Origin of the sequence: Bartonella sp. AA9NXGY (assembly GCF_042196845.1) — a bacterium.
Taxonomy (GTDB): domain Bacteria; phylum Pseudomonadota; class Alphaproteobacteria; order Rhizobiales; family Rhizobiaceae; genus Bartonella.
Genome location: NZ_JBHIRB010000009.1, coordinates 55545 through 77599, shown reverse-complemented (window position 1 = coordinate 77599; position 22055 = coordinate 55545). Strand labels below are relative to the sequence as shown.

17 protein-coding genes are annotated in these 22055 nt (G+C 36.7%); 6 read left to right on the top strand and 11 right to left on the bottom strand.

Annotated elements, in window-relative coordinates:
- Positions 1-68 precede the first annotated feature (68 nt).
- Positions 69-1010, top strand: coding sequence for a glycine--tRNA ligase subunit alpha (locus tag ACFIM6_RS06075; protein WP_375606430.1), 942 nt, complete (start codon positions 69-71; stop codon positions 1008-1010).
- Positions 1010-3232: a glycine--tRNA ligase subunit beta gene (gene glyS, locus ACFIM6_RS06070; protein ID WP_375612091.1), complete on the top strand. Its 2223-nt coding sequence runs from the start codon at positions 1010-1012 to the stop codon at positions 3230-3232. The genes ACFIM6_RS06075 and glyS overlap by 1 nt, the downstream gene beginning before the upstream one ends.
- 124 nt (positions 3233-3356) lie before the next feature.
- Here the strand turns inward: glyS and ACFIM6_RS06065 are convergent, their stop codons facing one another.
- The 8 genes from ACFIM6_RS06065 to ACFIM6_RS06030 form a co-directional block, all read right to left on the bottom strand.
- Positions 3357-3851, bottom strand: coding sequence for a F0F1 ATP synthase subunit B (locus ACFIM6_RS06065; protein ID WP_375612090.1), 495 nt, complete (start codon positions 3849-3851; stop codon positions 3357-3359).
- An 11-nt stretch (positions 3852-3862) separates the two neighbouring features.
- A complete protein-coding gene (locus ACFIM6_RS06060) occupies positions 3863-4429 on the bottom strand; it encodes a F0F1 ATP synthase subunit B (RefSeq protein ID WP_375612089.1) in 567 nt (188 codons plus the stop codon).
- Positions 4430-4572: 143 nt separating this feature from the next.
- The gene (locus tag ACFIM6_RS06055) at positions 4573-4803 is read right to left on the bottom strand and encodes a F0F1 ATP synthase subunit C (protein ID WP_005773968.1); all 231 of its coding nucleotides are present in this window, start codon (positions 4801-4803) and stop codon (positions 4573-4575) included.
- A 54-nt stretch (positions 4804-4857) separates the two neighbouring features.
- Complete coding sequence (locus tag ACFIM6_RS06050) at positions 4858-5616, bottom strand: F0F1 ATP synthase subunit A (RefSeq protein WP_375612111.1); 759 nt, start codon at positions 5614-5616, stop codon at positions 4858-4860.
- Between the two features lie 7 nt (positions 5617-5623).
- Positions 5624-6058, bottom strand: coding sequence for an AtpZ/AtpI family protein (locus ACFIM6_RS06045; RefSeq protein WP_375612110.1), 435 nt, complete (start codon positions 6056-6058; stop codon positions 5624-5626).
- Positions 6059-7089: 1031 nt separating this feature from the next.
- Complete coding sequence (gene der, locus ACFIM6_RS06040; protein ID WP_375612088.1) at positions 7090-8514, bottom strand: ribosome biogenesis GTPase Der; 1425 nt, start codon at positions 8512-8514, stop codon at positions 7090-7092.
- A 4-nt stretch (positions 8515-8518) separates the two neighbouring features.
- Complete coding sequence (locus tag ACFIM6_RS06035) at positions 8519-9190, bottom strand: tetratricopeptide repeat protein (RefSeq protein WP_375612087.1); 672 nt, start codon at positions 9188-9190, stop codon at positions 8519-8521.
- A gap of 573 nt (positions 9191-9763) precedes the next feature.
- A complete protein-coding gene (locus ACFIM6_RS06030; RefSeq protein WP_375612086.1) occupies positions 9764-11530 on the bottom strand; it encodes an SLC13 family permease in 1767 nt (588 codons plus the stop codon).
- Positions 11531-11884: 354 nt separating this feature from the next.
- Here ACFIM6_RS06030 and ACFIM6_RS06025 point away from each other — a divergent pair, with 354 nt between their 5' ends.
- Together ACFIM6_RS06025 and nhaA are read left to right on the top strand one after the other, a co-directional pair.
- Positions 11885-13591 carry a hypothetical protein gene (locus tag ACFIM6_RS06025; RefSeq protein WP_375612085.1) on the top strand — a complete coding sequence of 569 codons (1707 nt, stop codon included), beginning with the start codon at positions 11885-11887 and terminating at the stop codon, positions 13589-13591.
- Positions 13592-13737: 146 nt separating this feature from the next.
- Positions 13738-15096, top strand: coding sequence for a Na+/H+ antiporter NhaA (gene nhaA / locus ACFIM6_RS06020; RefSeq protein ID WP_375612084.1), 1359 nt, complete (start codon positions 13738-13740; stop codon positions 15094-15096).
- Positions 15097-17684: 2588 nt separating this feature from the next.
- On the opposite strand, the gene ACFIM6_RS06015 is transcribed toward nhaA, so the two are convergent.
- Entirely contained in the window at positions 17685-18941 is a 1257-nt protein-coding gene (locus ACFIM6_RS06015; protein WP_375612083.1) for an aspartate kinase, read from the bottom strand.
- 188 nt (positions 18942-19129) lie between these two features.
- Between ACFIM6_RS06015 and ubiG the strand changes: the two genes are divergently transcribed.
- Positions 19130-19873, top strand: a complete 744-nt coding sequence (ubiG, locus tag ACFIM6_RS06010) for a bifunctional 2-polyprenyl-6-hydroxyphenol methylase/3-demethylubiquinol 3-O-methyltransferase UbiG (protein ID WP_375612082.1) — start codon at positions 19130-19132, stop codon at positions 19871-19873.
- A 20-nt stretch (positions 19874-19893) separates the two neighbouring features.
- Here ubiG and grxC read toward each other — a convergent pair whose 3' ends face one another.
- Both grxC and ACFIM6_RS06000 read right to left on the bottom strand, forming a co-directional pair.
- On the bottom strand, positions 19894-20148 hold the full coding sequence (gene grxC / locus ACFIM6_RS06005) for a glutaredoxin 3 (protein ID WP_375612081.1): 255 nt from the start codon (positions 20146-20148) through the stop codon (positions 19894-19896).
- Positions 20149-20195: 47 nt separating this feature from the next.
- Positions 20196-20981, bottom strand: coding sequence for a ComF family protein (locus ACFIM6_RS06000; protein ID WP_375612080.1), 786 nt, complete (start codon positions 20979-20981; stop codon positions 20196-20198).
- Positions 20982-21176: 195 nt separating this feature from the next.
- Between ACFIM6_RS06000 and ACFIM6_RS05995 the strand changes: the two genes are divergently transcribed.
- Positions 21177-22055, top strand: coding sequence for a methyltransferase (locus ACFIM6_RS05995; protein WP_375612079.1), 879 nt, complete (start codon positions 21177-21179; stop codon positions 22053-22055).

Here is a 22055-nt window from a genome sequence, read left to right as displayed (position 1 = left end):
TGAATAATAAATAGAGAAACTAAAATTACTTTGTTTTTTTGTTTAGTCCAATATAAAGAGTATAAAGCGTGAAACTGCCTGAACATCTTAACCCCAAACGTTCTTTTCAGGGACTAATCTTAACTTTGCAAAATTATTGGGCACACTATGGATGTGCAATTTTGCAACCTTACGATATGGAAGTCGGAGCTGGGACTTTTCATCCAGCAACAACATTACGCTCTCTAGGGCCACGCCCTTGGAAAGTTGCTTATGTCCAACCCTCTCGACGTCCAACAGATGGCCGATATGGTAAGAATCCAAATCGTTTACAACACTATTATCAATTCCAAGTGCTTCTCAAACCCTCTCCGCTCAATCTACAAGAACTTTATATAAAGTCGCTACAAGCTATCGGGCTTGATACAAAACTGCATGATATTCGCTTTGTTGAAGATGATTGGGAAAGTCCCACTCTTGGTGCTTGGGGGCTTGGATGGGAATGTTGGTGCGATGGAATGGAAGTCTCTCAATTTACTTATTTTCAACAAGTGTGCGGCATTGAATGCGCTCCAGTTTCAGGGGAACTCACATACGGTCTTGAGCGTCTAGCGATGTATATCCAAGGGGTTGATAACGTCTATGACCTTAACTTTAATGGTTTGGAGGGAGAAAACAAAATAAGTTATAGAGATATTTTTTTACAGGCAGAACAGGAATACTCATATTATAATTTCGAATTTGCTGATACAAAACTGCTCCATCAGCACTTTATCGATGCAGAACGCGAATGCAGCGCACTTCTTGATGCTGGAAAACCAAATAAAGAAAATGTATTCCATCGCTGTGTTTTTCCTGCCTATGATCAATGTATTAAAGCGAGCCATATCTTTAATCTTTTGCAAGCACGTGGCGTTATTTCTGTAACCGAACGACAAAATTACATTCTTCGCGTTCGTAATCTCGCGCGCCGTTGTGGGGAAGCCTTCTTACTCACAGAAGCTGGACAAATATATACTGGAGAAGCCTAATGTCTGATCTTCTTCTTGAACTTTTCAGTGAAGAAATCCCCGCACGTATGCAACGAAAAGCTGCTGCTGATCTTAAGAAATCTGTTACAGATCAACTTGTGAATGCTGGATTGATCTATGAAGCTGCTCGTGAATATTGGACACCTCGTCGGCTAACATTGGACATACGCGGACTTTCCACACGCTCCAAAGATGTCCATGAAGAACGCAAAGGTCCCAGTATAAAATCACCACAGCATGTAATTGATGGTTTTCTACGTGCAACAGGATTAAATGATGTTTCTGAAGCGCATATTGGACATGATGATAAAAAAGGTCATTTTTATATTGCTAAAATTGTTAAAAAAGGTCGAGCTGCAGAAGAAATTATTGCCGATATTTTACCGGATATTATCCGCAACTTTCCGTGGCCGAAATCTATGCGTTGGGGAAAAGATTCAGCACAAAGTGGTACTTTGAAGTGGATTAGACCTTTACAAAACATTCTTTGCATCTTCGGACCAGAAATTGGTGAAACACATGTTATTCCGTTTACAATTGGTTCTCTTAAAAGCAATAATTTAACTTATGGTCATCGTTTCTTAAGTGATGGAGAGCCATTTCAAGTGCGCCGCTTTGATGACTATGTTACTCAACTTGAAACCCATAAAGTCATTCTGGATGCCGAAAGACGAAAGAATATTATTTTAGCTGATGCCCAAAATCTCTGCTTTGCAAACGGTTTAGAACTGGTTCAAGATAATCCCCTCCTAGAAGAAGTTGCTGGTCTTGTTGAATGGCCTGTTATCCTGATGGGTGATTTTGACAAATCATTCCTTGATATTCCTCCAGAAATTATTCGCTTGACCATTCGAGCCAATCAAAAATGTTTTGTCACCCGCAAACAAGGAGAAAAAGTAAAACTTTCTCATCATTTTATTCTCGTTTCTAATATTCTTGCAAATGATGAAGGCAAAGAAATTTCGAAAGGAAATAGTAAGGTTGTCCGTGCCCGTCTTTCTGATGCACTTCATTTTTGGCAAACCGATCAGCGTGATTTGCCTGATCTTCAACAATTGGAATCTTCTATAAAAAAATTTCAACTTGATACAAAAAAACCTCTCGATCAAAGAATGGCGCGACTTGATCATTTGAATGTAACTTTTCATGCTAAATTAGGTACACAAGGAGCAAGGGTAGAACGCATTGCTGCACTCGCACAAGAAATTGCTCCTTTGATACAAACAGATCCTCTTTTAGCAAAACGTGCAGCCATCCTTGCAAAAGCTGATTTGCAAACAGAAATTGTCGGAGAATTTCCTGAACTACAAGGTGTTATGGGGCAAAAATACGCCCTTCTTCAAGGGGAAGATCCTCGCGTAGCTGTAGCAATCGAAGACCATTATAGACCTCAAGGACCAACAGATCGTCTTCCACAAGAACCACTTGCTATAACCGTTATGCTCTCCGACAAAATTGACATGCTCGTTGGCTTTTGGCTCATTAATGAAAAACCAACGGGCTCAAAAGATCCCTATGCGTTAAGACGAGCAGCATTGGGAATTATTAGGCTTGTACTTTCGCGAGATTGGAAAATCAATCTTATGCCGCTGTTCCAGTTAGCAACGAATCTTTTCTTACAACAAAAAAATAAATATGAAATCTCTCAAAGAGAAAATTCACAATTGCAGAATCTGCTTCCAGAAAAAACAGAATATATTTTATCAGATCTGTTATTCTTTTTTCATGACCGTCTGAAAATCCATCTAAAAGAGGAAGGCGCTCGTTACGATGCCCTTGAAGCCGTTTTAAATAAAGATTCTGATGATTTTTTATTGGTTGCACGTCGTGTCGAATCGCTTATCGCTTTTATCAATACCCATGATGGAATGAACTTTGTAGCCTCTGTAAAACGTACTGCCAATATTCTTGAAAATGAATTTCAAAAAAGCACAACAATAGCGAATGAAATTAATCCTGAGCTCTTTATCGAGAAAGAAGAAAAGCAGCTCTATCATGCAATCTGTGAAGTAGAAAGAAAGGTTCTTGCTCCCATCAATGCAACAAATTTATCATTTGCACTCAGTGTGCTAGCGCCACTTGGAAAATTGATTGATATATTTTTTGAAAAAGTATTGGTGAATGATAAAAAACCTGATGTTCGTGCTAACCGTCTTGCTCTTCTCAAACATACTCACATTGTTACACAATCGGTTGCAGACTTCTCAAAACTTGTCATTTAAAATCAAAATACCCTATTAACTGATAAAAACAATGAAGATAATTTTTTCTTTTTTATGACTTTTATTAATTAATATTGAGAAAATTATGCAACCAAAGAGACTGTTCTTTATCTCTCAAATATCATTAATTAAGATATGTTTTCATTTTGATAAATGATTCTTTCTCAAGAGACTCTTTGATAAGTTCATCTGCCTTGTTAGAATCTATTTCCCTTGCAATAAGGGTACGTGCTGTAGAAATTGCCAAATCAATCGCTGATGAAGAAACCATGCGTATTGCATCCGCTTCTGCTTGGGCAATTTTTTGTTCTGCCAATTTATTGCGGTTTTTTACATATTCTTCTGCCTTTGCACGGGCCTCAGCAATAACAGATTCAACTTCATGCTTTGCTGCTGCAATAATTTCTTGCGCATCTTTTTCTGCTTCTGCATGTTTGCGTTGATATTCAGCCAATATTTCCTGTGCCTCTTCACGAAGACGCAGAGCCTCATCCAGTTCATCTTTGATACGTTTCGCGCGCGCATCAAGATGGTGTATAACCCTCTGTGGAATTTGGAAATAGACTAAAAGAGCCAAAAAAAGAACTAACCCAACAAATGCCCAAAAAGTATCAGTCATCTTTGTCTTCCTCAATAATCCGCAGTTTTAACAACTGAACGAACAGCCTCTTTGCTGATATCAACGTCAATCAATTTTTTCACAATTTCAAGAGCTACTTCTTCAGCGATAGAACCAACATTTTGCATCGCTTTATCCCGAATTTTTGCTATCTGTTTTTCAGAATCTGCGAGTTTTTTCTCTAGACTCTCTTCAATTTCTTTCCGTTCAAGCTCTGCCTTTTCTTTTAATTCTTTACTAGCTACCTGCGCTATAGCCTGCGCGTTCAAACGCGCTTCTGCTAATTTCCGCTCATAAGTTTCAACAACAATGTCTGCTTCTTGCTTCATGCGCATTGCCTGATCTAAATCAGATGCGATTCGATCTCGCCGTGTTTCAATAACACCGCCAATACGTGGTACAATTACACGGGAGATAAAAAGATAAAACAGTCCGAAAGAAATTGCCAACCAGAAAAAATGCGAACCAAAATGCACAAAATCAAAAGGCGGAAACACACGATTTGCATGCTCTGCTACCTTTTTAATATGTTCTATCGACGTTTCAGTGTTCTGTGCATAAGCGCTTGAAACAAACATCTTCTTTCATCCTTTAAATAGCTTATTAAAGCCCTCTATAACCGATGATAACTGACAAACATCTCTCTGGCATCTCTCTAGTTAAGAGCCTAAAAGGGTAAATCTTTCCTCATGCAAGAACAGATATACCCTTTTGATAATGATTAAACCCCAAAAAGAAGTAATAAAGCAATGAGCAATGAAAAAATTCCCAAAGCTTCTGTTACAGCAAAACCAAAGACGAGACGTCCAAACTGACTATCTGCTGCTGATGGATTTCGTAATGCACCAGAAAGATAGCTACCAAAAATATTACCAAGTCCTAAAGCTGTTCCAGCCATACCAAAGCAAGCAAGACCAGCGCCAATATATTTTGCTGCAAGCACCATTTCCATGTTATTCTCCTTTAAAGCGAAATTGCATTATTCGACGGAAAACCGCCAGTTCTATTAATGTCCTGGATGAATTGCATCATTAAGATACATACAAGTTAAAACCGTAAAGACGTAAGCCTGAAGAAATGCGACCAAAAACTCAAGAGCAGTAATTGCTACAGTCATAATAAGCGGTAAAATCGAACCACCCACACCTACAATTCCTACCCCAATCATTGAAACAACAAACCCAGAAAACACTTTAAGCGTAATATGACCAGCAAGCATATTCGCAAAAAGACGAAGAGAAAGACTAATTGGACGGGAGAGAAAAGAAATAACCTCAATCATTGTCACCAGAGGTAAAACCACAACAGGAACTCCACTGGGAACGAACAGTTTCAAAAAACTGACCCCATGCTTATAAAAGCCATAACCAATCACCGTCAAAATTACCACCATTGCTAACGAAAACGTGATCATGATTTGAGACGTAACCGTATAAAAATAAGGAAAGAGACCAATAAAGTTAGCAACCAAAATAAAAGTAAACAGAGAAAAAACTAAAGGAAAAAACTGCATTCCCTGCACACCAGATGATTCCCGCAGAGTCGATGCTACAAATTCATATGCCATTTCCGAAAGAGACTGCATCCGCGTTGGAACCAATCCACGACTCGATGATGAAATAAAGAGAAAAATAGAAGTTACAACAACCGTGAGAACTGTAAACAATGATACATTTGTAAACGATAAATCCATATTTCCTATGGAAATCTTAATCAGCCTTAAAACCTCAAACTGATGAATAGGATCTGGAGCGTGCGCTGTCACTTCAACCTCATTTATCGGACCTCTCATTGGCCCCTTTATTTTGTTTATCTTGGCGCAATACGCCTTTTTTTCCTAATTGACTGGAGGAAACATACCCCACAGACCGAAGAATACTCAATACACCAGCAGCAAATCCAAAGAAGAGAAAAAATACCAATCCCCAAGGCCATGAACCTGCTAACTTATCAAACCCCAACCCCAAAACAATACCAACTATAATACTTGCCAGAAACTCACTGGAAAGCTTAATTGCACCTGCCATCCTTCCTTGTGATTTTTCCCGCTTATTCCTATGCTCCCGCTTCTTTAATGCTTGCTTGCGCACTAAAGCTACGCTTAAGTTCCTACTACGACATTCCAAATCCTCTGAATGAAGACACTCTCCTTGCTTTTCCTCTTCAGCCTCCTTACGGCTCATAACGGGTTTCTCGCCCATCGCCATCATTGGCTCCTTAATTAAAAAGCAACATAAGAATACATTTCATAAAACCGTGTGCATCATATTGTTCCCGAATTTATTCGTCAAGATACTAAAAGAAATCTATCACAAGTTATCATATAAATTTTATTGCAGAAATAACGTATTTTTCAATTTACATGCTTTCTTAAAAAGATATTCCAAGCACCTAAACCGATTTCACGACAGCACCCGTGAATGTATAACAAAAGTTCACGTGAATAATATAAAACTCATAGAACAACCATTTTTACGCTTAACAAAAGGTGTAAACTAATACCATCTTATTTTCCGACTCCCAATGTTATATCAGTCCTAGTTTTGAAAGAGAACATAGAAAGCTAAAAACAGTATGAGAGCGTTGGTTTTCTCCTTTTATTCGAATAAACTGGCACTTTTTATTTTATGAAAATGATAATAATCAATGGTTTCTGTATGATCCTATTCGCAAAGTATTTTACATCCGCCATTACAGACCACATCACGAAATGAGCTTGAGGGTATTAAGAGAAGGTCCTTTAAATACAAGATATTAATAAATCCAAAATTTCAAATAGATTAAGCCAATAAAACACAATAAAATTTAAATACGATTACCATACTACTTTATACAATTTTAATCCACTTTTATGAATTTCGCTCTTTACAATTGAATATCCGTAGATTCAGCAAATATTTTTGCTTTTTATTCAGACAAACTATCGTAAGCAAAAGCGCTTATTCATAAGCTTTATTTTTATGAAACGATAATCTAATGCTGCTTTTCAAACAAGCATCATAATTACATTCCCCTACCCTCATATTGCATCTATTCTTGCACTTTAATAACCCATTAAGAGGATTATGTACTCTTTCTTAAATACTCCTTATTAAACTCTTCTCATGAAATGATTATCAATAAAATTAAAACTTTAGCAAATAAAACTTTTTCTTTTATGAAAAGAAAGATCATTGAAAAAACTTATTTTTAAGATTCTTAAGTATAGATTTCATTCACTTAAAAAATTAAAGAGTTATCATTTCTTCTTAGAACGTGTCGCAAAAGGATTATCAGAGGCTCGTAATGATATGCGAATGGGTATACCAGACATATCAAATGTTTCACGTAACCCATTGACAAGATAACGCAAATACGACTGAGGCATACTTTTGGGGCGCGAGCAGGAAATCATAAATCCAGGAGGACGTGTCTTAACCTGTGTGATGTATTTAACCTTAAGTCGACGTCCAGAAACCGCAGGAGGTGGATGATGTGCCACAACAGTTCCAAGCCATTGGTTCAATTTAGCCGTCGAAATGCGACGATTCCATACACGGTGCATCATCATGACATTTTCCATCAGTTTATCAATCCCTTGACCATATTGTCCTGATAAAGGAACAGCTCTCAAACCACGAACTTGAGGAAGAAATCGCGCACATTTTTCATGCAAATCAATCAATGTGGTCTGACTGTTTTCAATAAGGTCCCACTTATTGAAAGCAATAACTGGAACACGCCCTTCACGAATCACAAGATCAGCAATTTGTAAATCCTGCTTTTCAAAAGGTATCGTTGCATCAAAAACAATGACCACCACTTCTGCAAAACGAATAGCACGCAAAGTATCTGCAACAGATAGTTTTTCTAATTTTTCTTGAATTCTCGACTTTCGACGTAAACCTGCAGTATCAAAAAGTTTAATATGACGACCACGCCATTCCCAATCTACAGAAATAGAATCACGCGTGAGTCCTGCTTCTGGTCCTGTTAACAATCGCTCTTGTTTCAACATACTATTGATAAGAGTGGATTTTCCTGTATTGGGACGCCCCGCAATTGCAATCCTAATGGGCTTACTTTCATCGTAAATAAGCTCCTCTTCTTCCAAATCCTTTACATCATCACCAACAGATGCAGGTTGTATCATTCTATCTTCTTCTTTGTTGTTGCCAAAAACATGCTCTGACCCAACAGCATCTATAATTGCATCACGCAGATCACTAAGTCCCAAACCATGTTCAGCCGATATTGGGCATGGCTCCCCCAAACCTAATGACCACGCCTCATACTCTCCTCCTGTTGCCGCTCTTGACTCAGACTTATTGGCAACAAGCACAATTGGCTTTCCTGATTTGCGAACCAATGAAGAAAAATTTAAATCACTTGGTGTTATTCCGCTCTTTGCATCAAATACAAATAAAATAAGATCCGCTTCATCAATTGCAACTTTTGTATGAGAACGCATACGCCCCTCAAGTGTATGATCACCTGCTTCTTCCAGCCCAGCCGTATCAATCACATCAAAACGTAGATCTTGAAGTTTTGCCGCATGAATACGCCGATCACGTGTTACACCAGGCTTATCATCAACCAAAGCCAATTTTTGCCCAACCAAACGATTAAATAGTGTTGACTTCCCAACATTGGGACGACCAACGATAGCAATGGTAAGGCTCATCGATTTATTCCTTATTTGCCTTGCCCTCAGCTTGTATAAGCTCAAGCATCATTCGAGCCCGATCTGTTATTTTTAAACCCAAAGAACCTTCTTCAGAAATTTTCTTAAAATAATAAACCGCCTCATCCATTTTATCCGCCTTATAAGCAGCTAAGCCTAAAGCTTCTCTTGCAGACATACGCATAGGATCGGTATCACTTGCCATATCTTTGATGCGCTTTTCAACATCAGCTAATGTCCCTGTATCAACCAGAATATAAGCCGCCCGAATTTTTGCAACTTTCTGCAAAATCTGCGGTGCTTTCTCATCCGCTGCAACAGAATCAAAGATCTCCACTGACTTAATAATATCACCTTTCTCCATGAGTAAAGAAGCCTCACGTAAACGAGCAAGAAAAGGATACCCCCCAAAATGAGAGGTTTTAACAGTTTCTAATTGCTTTATCGCTTTATCAAAATCACGTGTATCCGCAAGATCAAGACTCTTTACAAATGCATCACCAATATAACCAGCTTTCTTTATTTGTGTATGATGATAAACTTGATAAGCAACTATCATGAATATAAAAAGAACAGCCGCTCCAATAATTGAAAAACCATACCGTCTCCAAAAAGCAAGCGCCTTTTCCTGACGAAATTCTGCATTCACTTCAGCAATAAAACTATCATACGACATATATCATACCCTGAAAAAAGTTACTTCACCTGTGCTTTTACGCATAAATGGATAAAGATGGTAGCCCTAATTAACTAAAAATCTTTAAATTGCTCGTTTATTTATTTTAAATCAATATGTAGCCAATTCAATCAGATTTTTGCAACAGTCTTAATCGAAAATGATGTAAGCACCCTATTTGTTCACATTACAGCTTTTACATATTATGAAAAATTCACTGCCTTAATATTTATCATGATTGCCTATCATCTCAAGCGAACTTTCTCTCCATTATATAGAGGAATAATCTTTTAAAGTCTTCAACCGCAATCGTTGGTTGTATTGGATTATACAATTATAATAGAAAAACCAATTCTTGAAAAAACTTGAATAAACAGTAAATTTCCATGAATATCTACTAAAACCAAATAGATAAATTTTTATCTGTATCAAAAATACCGAAGCGCCATGATTACAGTGTGGTATAATTCCAAATCTTCAGTTAAAGCTCTTTATATAAAGTATATCCCTTCAACTTATCTTCATACGATTAACAACCTTTTATAATTGATTCTTAAAGTTTCTAAAAATATCCTATTGTAAAGGCCAAACCCACATAAGCATTGGAACAGCAATAATAACGATCAACACCGCCAATGGAGCACCTAAACGTGGATAATCACTAAAACGATATCCTCCTGGCGCCATCACGAGCATATTACTTTGATGTCCAATAGGTGTAAGAAACTCACAGCCCGCACCAATTGCAACAGCCATCAAAAAAGCTTCAGGCTTATAATGAAGGGAATGAGCAAAACTTGACGCAATTGGTGCTACCATCATCACTGTTGCTGCATTATTCAAAAATGGCGTGACCAACATAGCTGTCACCAACATAAGCGCTAAAGCACCGGATGGCGGGAAAAATATTGCCAATTGGCTCAGCCATTGACCAATGAGATCCGTACATCCTGTTTTCTCTAACGCTTCACTCACTGGAATAAGAGCCGCTAATAGCACTAATATTGGGCCATCTAATGCCTGATACAGATCACGCGCGGGCAAAACACGAAAGATCACCATTGCAGCAGCAGCAGAAAAGAAAGAAAAAGCAACTGGAACAATATGAAAAGCTGTAAAAATAATTGCTATAAATAAAACAGCTAAAGAGATGAAACCATGTCGTAAATTTCCAAACACAATATTTCGTTTTGCTAGGGGCAAGCATTTCAATTCTCTTAATAAATTTGGAATAACTGCATCCTGTCCTTGCAAAACAATCACATCTCCAAGATGGAAAATAATATCATCAAGTCTTCCCCGCACCCTTTCATGTTGACGACTTAACGCAAGCAAATTTACATTATAGCGATCAAATAAAGAAAACTCTTTCGCACTAATACCGATAAGAGGTGAATTATGGGTAATGACTGCTTCAATAATATCACTGTCCTTATCACCTGCAACAATAGTTCCCCCCTTAAAAAACTCTAAACGAGCAGAGTTCATCACGCTATCTAACCCTGTATGTGATCCTTCCAGCAAAATAATATCATTTTCAGACAAAACAAAATCTGGTAATGGTGAAATAGATACTTTGTTTCTGATGATTTGAATCACCATAACATCACCACTTGATGGCTTAACCAAATCAACAATATTTTTTCCCACAATCGGTGAATTTATTGGAATATGTACTTCTGCAACATAATTACGAATATCAATGGCATCATCAAACGATACACCTGAACGCACACGCACAGGCAAAAGCCAATAAAAACAGACCAAATATACAACACCAGCCGTCGCAACAACCGCACCAACTGGTGTAAAATCAAACATAGTAAAAGGTGTTCCTACTAAACGTTCTTGCATCGCTGAAATAACAACATTGGGAGATGTTCCTATCTGTGTCATAAGCCCCCCCAACAAAGAACCAAAGGCCATGGGCATCAAAAAGACAGAAGGAGAAACCTGAGAACGACGTGCAAACTGAAAAGCTATCGGAAGCATAATCGCCAAAGCACCAATGTTTTTAACAAACATTGATAATACGACAACAGAAAGAACCAAAAAAGCTAATTGAAGACGCACCGATTTCACGTCTGGCCATATCCGTTGGATAATAAATTCCATTATACCAGAGCGAGATACAGCAGTACTGACAACAAACACACTCCCCACGATAATAACGATATCATTACTAAAACCGCTAAAAGCTTCCTTCGGACTGACAAGACCAAGGGCACAAGCTATTAATAAAGTACAAATAGCAACAAGATCATAACGAAATCGATCCCAAATAAAAACAACCATCATGAGACCAATGATCGAAAAAGCCATTATTTGATTTTCTGTCATAACACTTACCTCTCCCCATTAAATTATAATGAACAAGAACATATTTTTTATGTTTTAAATATTCCTATAAACAGCAGCAAGATAAAAGCAGACATCGAAATATTTTAGGATAATTTTAAAGTGATAAAAAATTATGATGCGCATAAACTTGCCTCTCCTTATTATGCGTGCTTTTCTATAAAGTGCTGAACCCAAAGAAAATTGATAAAAGTTGATAAAGCTATATTGTAAAAAAGATGAGAATAACTCTAATATAGAGAGTAGATAATTGTTGAAACTGGTACACGCTATATTTAAACCTTTGTCGTTGCTTAAAAGAATTTATCTTCACTCTCAATTCAAAGAGTGGTAAAAATGAAAGAAGAAAGAATGGTCAATCTTAATAGTGGGTATCAAAGTAACCTCAGATATTGGCTCACTTGCATTATTGGATTTGTTGCTATCTTGGCAATTATAATTGTTGGTGGATTTTATATTGCAAAACCCTATCTTGACAGTTTTGTAAGAAAAGAAATAGCCCGTCATTCCATAAAAGCCAAAACATCTGAAGTAAGCATTCTAGGTAAAATCAATTTGAAGAATGTGACATTACCTGTTCCAGCTGGTACATCACTTAAAATTGGTGCCATTTCTGCCCGTCCTCCTCTTTCCTTTATTCCCGGAACTTTTACATTTTATAATGTTGATTTAAAGCATAATAATATTCATGTGCAAATTCCCCAAATTTCTCTTCGGAATGTATCCTTAAAAGAAAAGGATAGAACGATAACATCACGTCTTTTACAATCAATGATGCGTATTGAGCTTTCCTCAATTATTGCTCCCAATATACAACTTTCTATAGAAAATAAAAATAACCGAACAGAAACGGTTGAAATCAAGAATTTCCAGCTTTCTGATTTTAGAAATAACCATATCCATTCAGTTAGTATCAAAAATATGGATCTTAAAACGGTCGTAGCAAATGGTGCCAAACAGATGCAACTTATGGCTAAAAGTGATACAATAAAAGCCCATGATATCGATATCAACTATGCCTACTCTATCATTTTTGGAAAAAACAATGCTCTCAATCAAGGTAAAACCGTTACTGGCCCCATTTCTTTGAATAATATAAGTGTCGATATTTTTGAAGAGGCAGAAAAAAACAGCTCTTTCTTCCTTGGACAGTTTAAAACATCTGGTTTAAAGATGAAACCGCTTGAACAAACTCCTGAAAAATTAATCAAAGCTTATCTTAATGCAAGAAAAGAGAATAATAAAATCGCTGAAAAAGTAGCACAAAATGGTCTTCTTCTAAACATACTGCTCGCCATTACCTCAGCGGATGCCAAAGTTGATAATATCACTGTTGATATACCGCAGTTGAAAGCAACGCTCGAATCATTCCAATTCAAACCAAGTTTGTGGAAACAGCCTATCCCTAAAAAGCTTTTTCTTTCTCTCAATAACCTTTCCGTTTTACCTAAAAAAATGAATGAAAAAGACTTAAATTTGCTTAAAAAAATCAATCTTGAGCGCTTTAATGTTTCAGGAAAAATTGATATTTCTTACGATGAAAAAAAACGTATGCTCTTTCTTGATACAATGTCTTTCAATATGAAAAACGTTGGATCTGGGAACATATCTGCTAAGGTTATTGATGTTGATGAAAAGCTTTTTTCTGGTCAGAAAAATATAATGATTGCTGCGTCTCAAGACCTTGGCATCAATGAAATTAATATACAATATACGGATGCAGGTTTCATTGATAAGCTTTTTTCTTATCTTGCGCAAAACCTTAATGACAGCCAACATGATCTAAAAAAGGAACTTTATGACGATTTCTATCTAATGATGACGCAGACCCCAAAAATTCTGATAAAAAATCATGACGAAGCAGAAAAAATTTCAAAATCCTTAGGAGAATTTGCTAAAAATTCACAAACATTGATCGTTAAAATTAAAGCAAACGATAATAAAGGTCTCGCAATAGTTGATCTCGAATCTGCTCTACAAAATGATCTATCCAAGGCTTTAAGCAAAGTACATCTCACTATTAAAAATGAAACATCACCTTAAACATTTTGTGCTTTAAACATGATGATCTTACCTATAAATTAAGAACTTTATTCCTCTTTTTTCTTTTATATGATACAGAGGGTATCACACAGAGTCATTTATACAGAGAATATAGAATCTAAAATTGTCGATTCTTGGAGTTGTTCATGTCTGATTTATCTTCAAATCGCCTGCCTAATCGCGCTTCTCGTGTCACCAATCAAGCGCTTTCTGCTATCGAGCGTTTTCTCCATATTGAAGCTCTTAGTGGTGTTGTTCTTTTATTAGCTGCTGCTGCTGCACTTATTTTTGCCAATTCTAAATATGCTGCTTTCTATGAATCTTTTTGGCATACACCTCTTGGCTTTAATTTGGGTCATTTCACTCTTTCATGGGATTTACATTTCTGGGTTAATGATGCCCTTATGACTATTTTCTTTCTCGTCGCAGGAATGGAAATTCGACGCGAAATTCATGAAGGTGCTCTTGCCGATTTTAAACAAGCAATCTTACCAATTGTTGCTGCAATAGGGGGCGTTTGTGTTCCTGCAATTATTTACTTTATCTTCAATTTTAACGAGGGACATATCCGCGGTTGGGCTGTGCCAACAGCAACAGATATTGCCTTTGCTCTAGGTATTCTTGCTCTTCTAGGAAAAAAAATTCCTTCTAATCTTCATATTATTCTTCTATCATTAGCAATTATTGACGATATTATCGCTGTTCTTATTATTGCTTTTTTCTACTCAACAAACATTGATCCTAGCGGTTTAATGATTGCAGGAGTAGGTATTGCTTTGGTACTATTTTTTCAGTGGATCGGGCTTGCATCAGCATGGCTTTACATTTTACCTGGTGCAATCATTTGGTGGGGTTTAATGGTAACAGGTGTTCACCCATCGCTTGCTGGTGTAATCTTAGGGATGATGACTCCCGTTCTTCCTACCCGTACTCTTGTAGCGCCACTCACCATGCTCAGTAACGCTATGCAAATTCTTCAAGAAAAAAATACAAAAACAGATCTGCATCATATTTCAACAGCATTGAAAAAGATGCGCAAAGGACAACGGGCCATGATTGCCCCAGTAACACGTGTTCAAAAAGCATTGCATCCATGGGTTGCATACGGTATCATGCCAGTTTTTGCCTTCGCAAATGCAGGAGTAAGTTTTGCAAACTTTGATCTTTCTTCTGACAAATCATTCTTGATTGTTCTGGGTGTTGTCATTGGTCTTTTCATCGGTAAGCCTCTTGGTATTATCACTGCCAGTTATATAGCTGTAAAATCAGGACTATGCCGCCTACCCCCTCATATGACCTGGACAGGTGTTTTACTCATTGGTTTTTTAGCAGGAATTGGCTTTACAATGTCTATTTTTGTTTCAATGCTCGCTTTTAAAGATATTATTCTGCTTGATGCGGCAAAAATTGGGGTCCTTTGTGGCTCAGGTTTATCTGCCCTTATCGGTCTGGGATATGGATTTATTTATATTAAGCGCAATAAAGGAATTTCTCATAGTTCCTAACAAACTAACTGAAAATACATTTTTATGCAGAACTTTTAAAAAGCGATTTCGCTCATTTGTTGGGTTCGGACGATATTTAATGTAAAAGCTGTTGTCTCGCCTCATCTTTACACTTATGAAGGAGAAAACTAACATCATCATACTATTTACGAGCCTCTAATGTTACAACACCTTTGACTCTTAAAAAGACTTATAAGAGATATTTTTATTCCTTTCTTCAATATTCTTTTACTCATGCACCAGCTCCACTCATGATATGCACAGAAATGATTTTAATTGTTTCAATATAAAAGGCTTCGTGGTTTCAGAAAAGCTGCCTTTCGTCAGGACTATTATTCACTATAAAAAAATTAATTATTATGAATCAATATCTTATGTTTAATCATACGAAACAGATAAGAATAAGCAAAATTCAATAATCAGTTAAGTAATTCCATGGTTTATTTTTTTTCAATAAACCACCCTCCTCGTTACTGATTTTATTGCGGTATTCTAAATAACTTTAATTTTTATCTGCTTAAAAGCACATTATTTTTGGATAAAAAATATTTAATTTATCATTATAAATCTTGAATGGAGTTCAAATATCGTATGATTTCTTCATTTCAAATCTGTACATGATAAATCAATCAAGACTATTCTCTTACACGTCACAAGCCGATGAGAAATATGGATTATTTGAAGAAAGAAGACTGCTTCACCATATCCATACAAGAGTTGTTCAACACAAAAACTAAAAATTAAATGATGACGGCCAACTGACACCTTTGATCTAAGAAGGAGATGGGGCGCACAATGGCTTTACCGTTATACCATTCATGGTCGGTGCCGTGAAATGGACTTGAGAGATATTTTTTCAAAACAAGCACGTAAATTGGCACTATAATAGCGTTTTGTTTTACGTGAAAGGTATATACGATTTAAATAACGCAATAAACAAAAACGTGAACCAATGTGTAATATCCATTATTTAAAAGATATTGCTGTCAATACCTTTGAAAATTGTAAAGCAGAATTAAAAGGAAGTTGTAAAATGGAAGTTGGTTTTCACTTTTATGGCTTCATATTCTCACCCAATTAGGTTTTATCTCCATTTCAGAAATTACCCCACCAGGTATACGCAACATCCTTATTCCTATCTGGCATACAAAAACAGGAGTTGCTCGTAGGCCCCTTATCCGTCTCAATATACCATCAAATATGCATCTGCTCTGACATTAGATATTGATACAGGTAACAAAAAATAAAAGATTTATTTGGAATAACAACGTCATAACATCACTATTAAATTGACAATGGAGTGGAAAAATATTCCCGTTTTTTATCATCGACACATCGCTTGTCTCACTCCATGAAAGAATTAAACTTGAAGCATGCTTCCATAGGGAGCACTCTAGTTTACGTAATTAACTCGCGGAAAAAAAGAAAATCCTAGTCATTTAGACTATTCTAAAACATATGATTGGTGGAAAAATAGAGCATATATATCGTTGTTCTCCCCTTTTTCCGCTCTTATTTGATATTTATTTTCTTTTTGTTTAAAGAGCACGCTCTATATTTCTTGATATCATAAAATACTCTTCATAGATAATTTAAAAAGCAATATTTCCGAGACTTTCAAATTGTACAACGCCACATAAAATACAAGAAGGGTAAAATAATATGGCTATATTTCTCACAAGAAGAGCTTTACTTACAAAGACCACCATTTGCAAAATATGTAAACATGATAAGAAACTAGCACAATATACTGCAAAAACGAAAGAATGTATTTCATGTGTGATTGGCAGTATGACACAGAAAATACTTATAATAGAGTAGTTAAGGGAAGAAAGTTAACCTAAAGAACATATGGAGGTATCAAAAACTTTGAAAATCTTAATCATAATTCAAAAAAGAGAAATAGACATGAAAAAAATTTAAGTAATAAAATCATAAAAGAAACACACTGTAACATTATCATTATTTTATGAAAAGTACTTCTGAAGAAGCTATAAACGCATAAGACATGGTAATTTTATAACTTATAGTGCAACATAAATATTATCTATAGAGATATATTTTTTATTGCCTCGTAATACGGAAAAAATTAAATTTTCAAGATATACATAAAGTCATAAACAATCATTTGATGACAAACTAAACATCTCTAGAAAATACATCATCAATTCTATTTTGGTAATTCCGTCACTAATCCAATGAGCTCCCATTTCTCTAAGATTTATAATATTAAATCTGTATTCACGAGGCTGTCCCTCATGTAACATGCATTCTTTGAATAAACGCAGTGCATTGTTCCTTAGTTCTATTAAGGCTTATCGTAAAGTCTTCTCCATCTCACTCTATAGGCTCTAAAACGTTTATAGACGGCATATTTTATATCCCTTCTTAAACAGTTTTTTACCCAAACATCTTTCTCTTGTAATGTATAAGTGACCATTTTAAATTCATCATGAACAAGTTTAAAATGAGAGAGTCCTGCTGTATTAAATATTCCATTTAAGTTAAAATATAAATATCCTTAACAAAAATTATTAATATATATTAAAGCTTTACGTTATTGAAACTCTGTTGAAACTAAAAAATACTTATCCCTTATCAAGTGCATAAACAGCATGTAATGTTCTAACCGCAAGTTCAGTGTAAGCACTATCAATCAAAATAGAAATTTTAATTTCTGAGGTCGTAATTGCTTGAATGTTAATACCCTTTTCAGCCAAAGCCTTAAATGCTGTAGCGGCAACACCTGCATGGCTACGCATTCCAATACCAATCACAGATACCTTGGCGAGATCGCTTTCAAACTGGAGAACATCAAATCCAATTTCTTTGCGATTCTTTTCAAGAAGTGTAACGGCTTTTTCTACATCTGATGATGGTACAGTAAAAGTCATATCAGTTTTTGAGCCATCTTCAGAAATATTTTGCACAATCATATCAACATTAATGCTTTCTTCAGCCAAGGGACCAAAAATTGCTGCCGAAATCCCTGGACGATCGGCAAGCCGACGAAGGGAAATTTGTGCTTCATCCTTAGCAAAAGCAATACCAGTAACATTTTGTTGTTCCACAATTTCATCCTCATCGCAAATAAGTGTTCCAGAAGAACTCATTGGATCCTCCATGCCTAACGCATCAGGATCCTCAAAACTTGAACGCACAAAGGTACGAACCTTATGAACCATTGCCAATTCAACAGAACGAACCTGTAAAACCTTTGCACCAAGAGAAGCCATTTCTAGCATTTCTTCAAAAGCTACTTTTGGTAAACGACGCGCTTTCGGCTCTATACGTGGATCCGTTGTATAAACACCATCCACATCCGTATAAATATCACAGCGATCAGCTTGTACAGCAGCGGCTATAGCAACAGCACTTGTATCTGATCCCCCACGCCCTAAGGTAGAAATCCGGTTATCCGGAGATAACCCCTGAAAACCAGCAATAACGGCAACCTGACCTTCCTGAAAACACTCGATTAAAAAAGATCCATCAATATTAGTAATACGTGCACGGCCATGCGCATTGTCTGTATGAATAGGAATTTGCCAACCAAGCCATGAACGTGCATTCACCCCCATTTCTTGAAGTGTCAAAGCCAACAAACCTGACGTAACCTGTTCACCAGAAGCAACCACAACATCATATTCACGAGCATCTCTATGCATAGAGGAAGCATCACTTGTCCACTGAACAAGTTCATTCGTTTTACCAGCCATCGCAGATACGACAACGGCAACCTCATTGCCTGCATCAACCTCTCTTTTGACATGCCTTGCAACATTATGAATACATTCAATGTTTGCTACAGACGTTCCACCAAATTTCATGACAATGCGCGCCATTAATAACACTCTTACCTTTACATCTCTTATCTCAAACAGTAATGAGAATTAGATGATGTATCAACTAACCATTTTCTCGACATAGCGAATATCTATCATTTGTGCAAGTTTCATTATGATTATATTAATTTCTCTTGACTTTGTATAAAATCTACTTGACCTGATCATTAAAAATAAAGGAAGGCAACATGATCGATGAAACACAAACAACTATTGATCAAAGTGAAATTGATCATTTTTCACGTATTGCTACAGAATGGTGGAATCCACAAGGAAAATTTCGACCTCTTCACCAATTTAACCCAACGCGCCTTGCTTACATCAGAGAAAAAATCTGTTTAGAGTTTAATCGTGACCCTTCTTCACTTACGCCCTTTCACAATTTGAAAATTCTTGATATTGGCTGTGGAGGAGGCTTGTTATCTGAACCAATGGCACGTCTTGGTGCTATAGTTGTAGGCGTTGATGCTTCACAAACGAATATTGAAGTCGCAAAAACCCATGCAGCCCAAAATGATCTTTCCATTGATTACCGCACGACGACAGCAGAAGTACTTGCCAATGAAGGAGAAAAATTTGATATCATCCTTAATATGGAAGTTGTTGAACATGTCGCTGACGTTAATCTCTTCATAGAAGCTACAGCAAAAATGCTGAAACCACAAGGGGTGATGTTTGTCTCAACACTCAACCGCACATGGAAAGCATGGGGGCTTGCTATTGTAGGCGCTGAATATATTCTACGTTGGCTTCCTAAAGGAACCCATGATTATAAAAAATTCCTAAAACCTCTAGAACTTAAAAATTTCTTATCAAAAAACGCTCTGACTGTCGTTGATGAGATAGGTATTACTTATAACCCATTAAACGACAGCTGGAATCGCTCAAAAGACATGGGCGTTAACTATCTCCTTCTTGCAAAACGGTCTTAAGAATATGTAATTTACAAATATCATATGCCTTGTAATAAAGAATTGAGCTTTCCCTCAGCCTCTAAAGCATAAAGATCATCACAACCGCCAACGTGATAATCACCTATGAAAATTTGTGGAAATGTATTACGTCCATTTGCACGCTGTACCATTTCTTGGCGAAGAGATGTGGAAGCATCAATATCTGTATACTTTACGCCTTTTTTATTAAGCAAATCACGTGCTTTTGTACAATAAGGACAGTTAGGGCGTGTATAAATTATTACCTCTTTCATAGTATTATCCTCCAATATTTTTTAATAATATTCATTTTAAATTCCTCTTAAGAAGAGGGAAAAATAGAATCTTCTTTGAGAACACGCGAAAATGTTAGCACATCAACCTGTCGTGCACCTGCATCTTTTAATGCAGCAGCTGCTGCTGTAACTGTTGCACCCGTTGTAAATACATCATCAATCAGCAAAACAGAACATCCTTTGAGATATTTTTTAACTTTATGCGAAACCTTAAAAGCATTTTTTACGTTAAGTTTTCTCTCTCTCGAAGAAAGACTAACCTGCGGACGGGTATGCCGACAACGAACAAGCCAACTCGGTTTTAAAAGCTTTTTTTGTGATGCTGCAATGTAACGTGCAAGCTCAGCAGATTGATTATAACGCCTCTCCCAAAAACGACGAAAATGCAATGGAATGGGAATAATAACATCACAATCATCAATAACCTCGCGTCCAGCAAACATCATCCAATTGGCCATAAATGATGCCAATTCTATATGATCACCATATTTTAAGCGCGTTACTAAAGTTCGTGCAAGCCCTTTATGAACAATGACTGAGCGAACACGTGAAAAAGGATAGGAATTACGGAGTGCTTCACCACTAAGAAAACCATCCCCCATATCACAAACAAAAGGAGTCCCCATAACAGGACAATAAGGTTTTGTGATAAATTGAAGATCTTTCCAACATTCGGAGCAAATCGTACCATAAGTAAAAACATTTTGCTTACATCCAGGACAAATTGGTGGATAAAGCATCGTTTTCAAGCGTTCAACGAACTTACTTAGTATATCTCCGCTATTTAACGCCGCTTCTCGAAAATACAACATTATAAATTTAGGCTTTTACAAGTTTCCCTCAGAACAAAAGTTCCTTTGTATTTCCTAAACTTATAATTTTAATTCCTTTAAAAACTCTTACCTTCTATAAATTTATTTCTTTCATATTATAAACTTGACAGAGCTTGCACAAATAATGAACCTTTTCAAAATATATTCTTTCATAGATCGAAAGTGTTCTACAATATGTCGCATCCTTTAATTTTTGATCATAACCGCATTGAACAATTCCGAAAACGTGCCTTTCAAAAAGCAAAAAAAGGATGTGACTTTTTACTCTCTCACATGGCAGAAGATCTCTATAAACGCCTTAGCACTGTTGATCGCCTCTTTACATTAGCTCTCGATTTACACAGCCATACAGACCTTGCTGCGCAAGCTTTAATGAAATCTGGAAAAGTTTGTTCCATAGAACGCATTGAGACCGATCCGCTTTATCAAAGCCATGATAAAAAATTTCATTTACGTCATCGAGAATTTCTTGATTTACCTCAAAGTTACTGTGACCTTATTGTTTCACTTCTTTCATTACAATTGACCAATGATACCCCTGGTGTTCTAAGCCAGATAAAAAATACCCTTAAACCAGATGGCTTATTTCTTGCTGTTATGGCAGGAGCTGGTACATTAAGAGAATTGCGCGAAAGCCTGCTGCAAGCTGAAAGTGAAATTTATGATGGAGCAAGCCCTAGAATCTACCCTTTTGCCGACATTCGTGATGCAGGCGCTCTTTTACAGCGTATTGGCTTTGCCCTGCCTGTAGCAGACGTTGAAGATATCACAATACGTTATAATACAATGTTTGACCTTATGCACGATCTTAAAGCTATGGGAATGCAAAATGCACTCATCAATCGTTCACGACGCCCTGTATCCAAACGTTTTTTTCTCCGCGCAGCTGAAATCTATGCACAACGATTTAGTGATCCTGATGGACGTATTCGTGCACATTTTTCTTTCATCTGGCTCTCTGGTTGGGCTCCTCATCCCAATCAACAAAAACCGCTACAACCTGGTTCAGCGCAAATATCTCTTACAGATGTTTTACAGCCCCCAAAAATATAA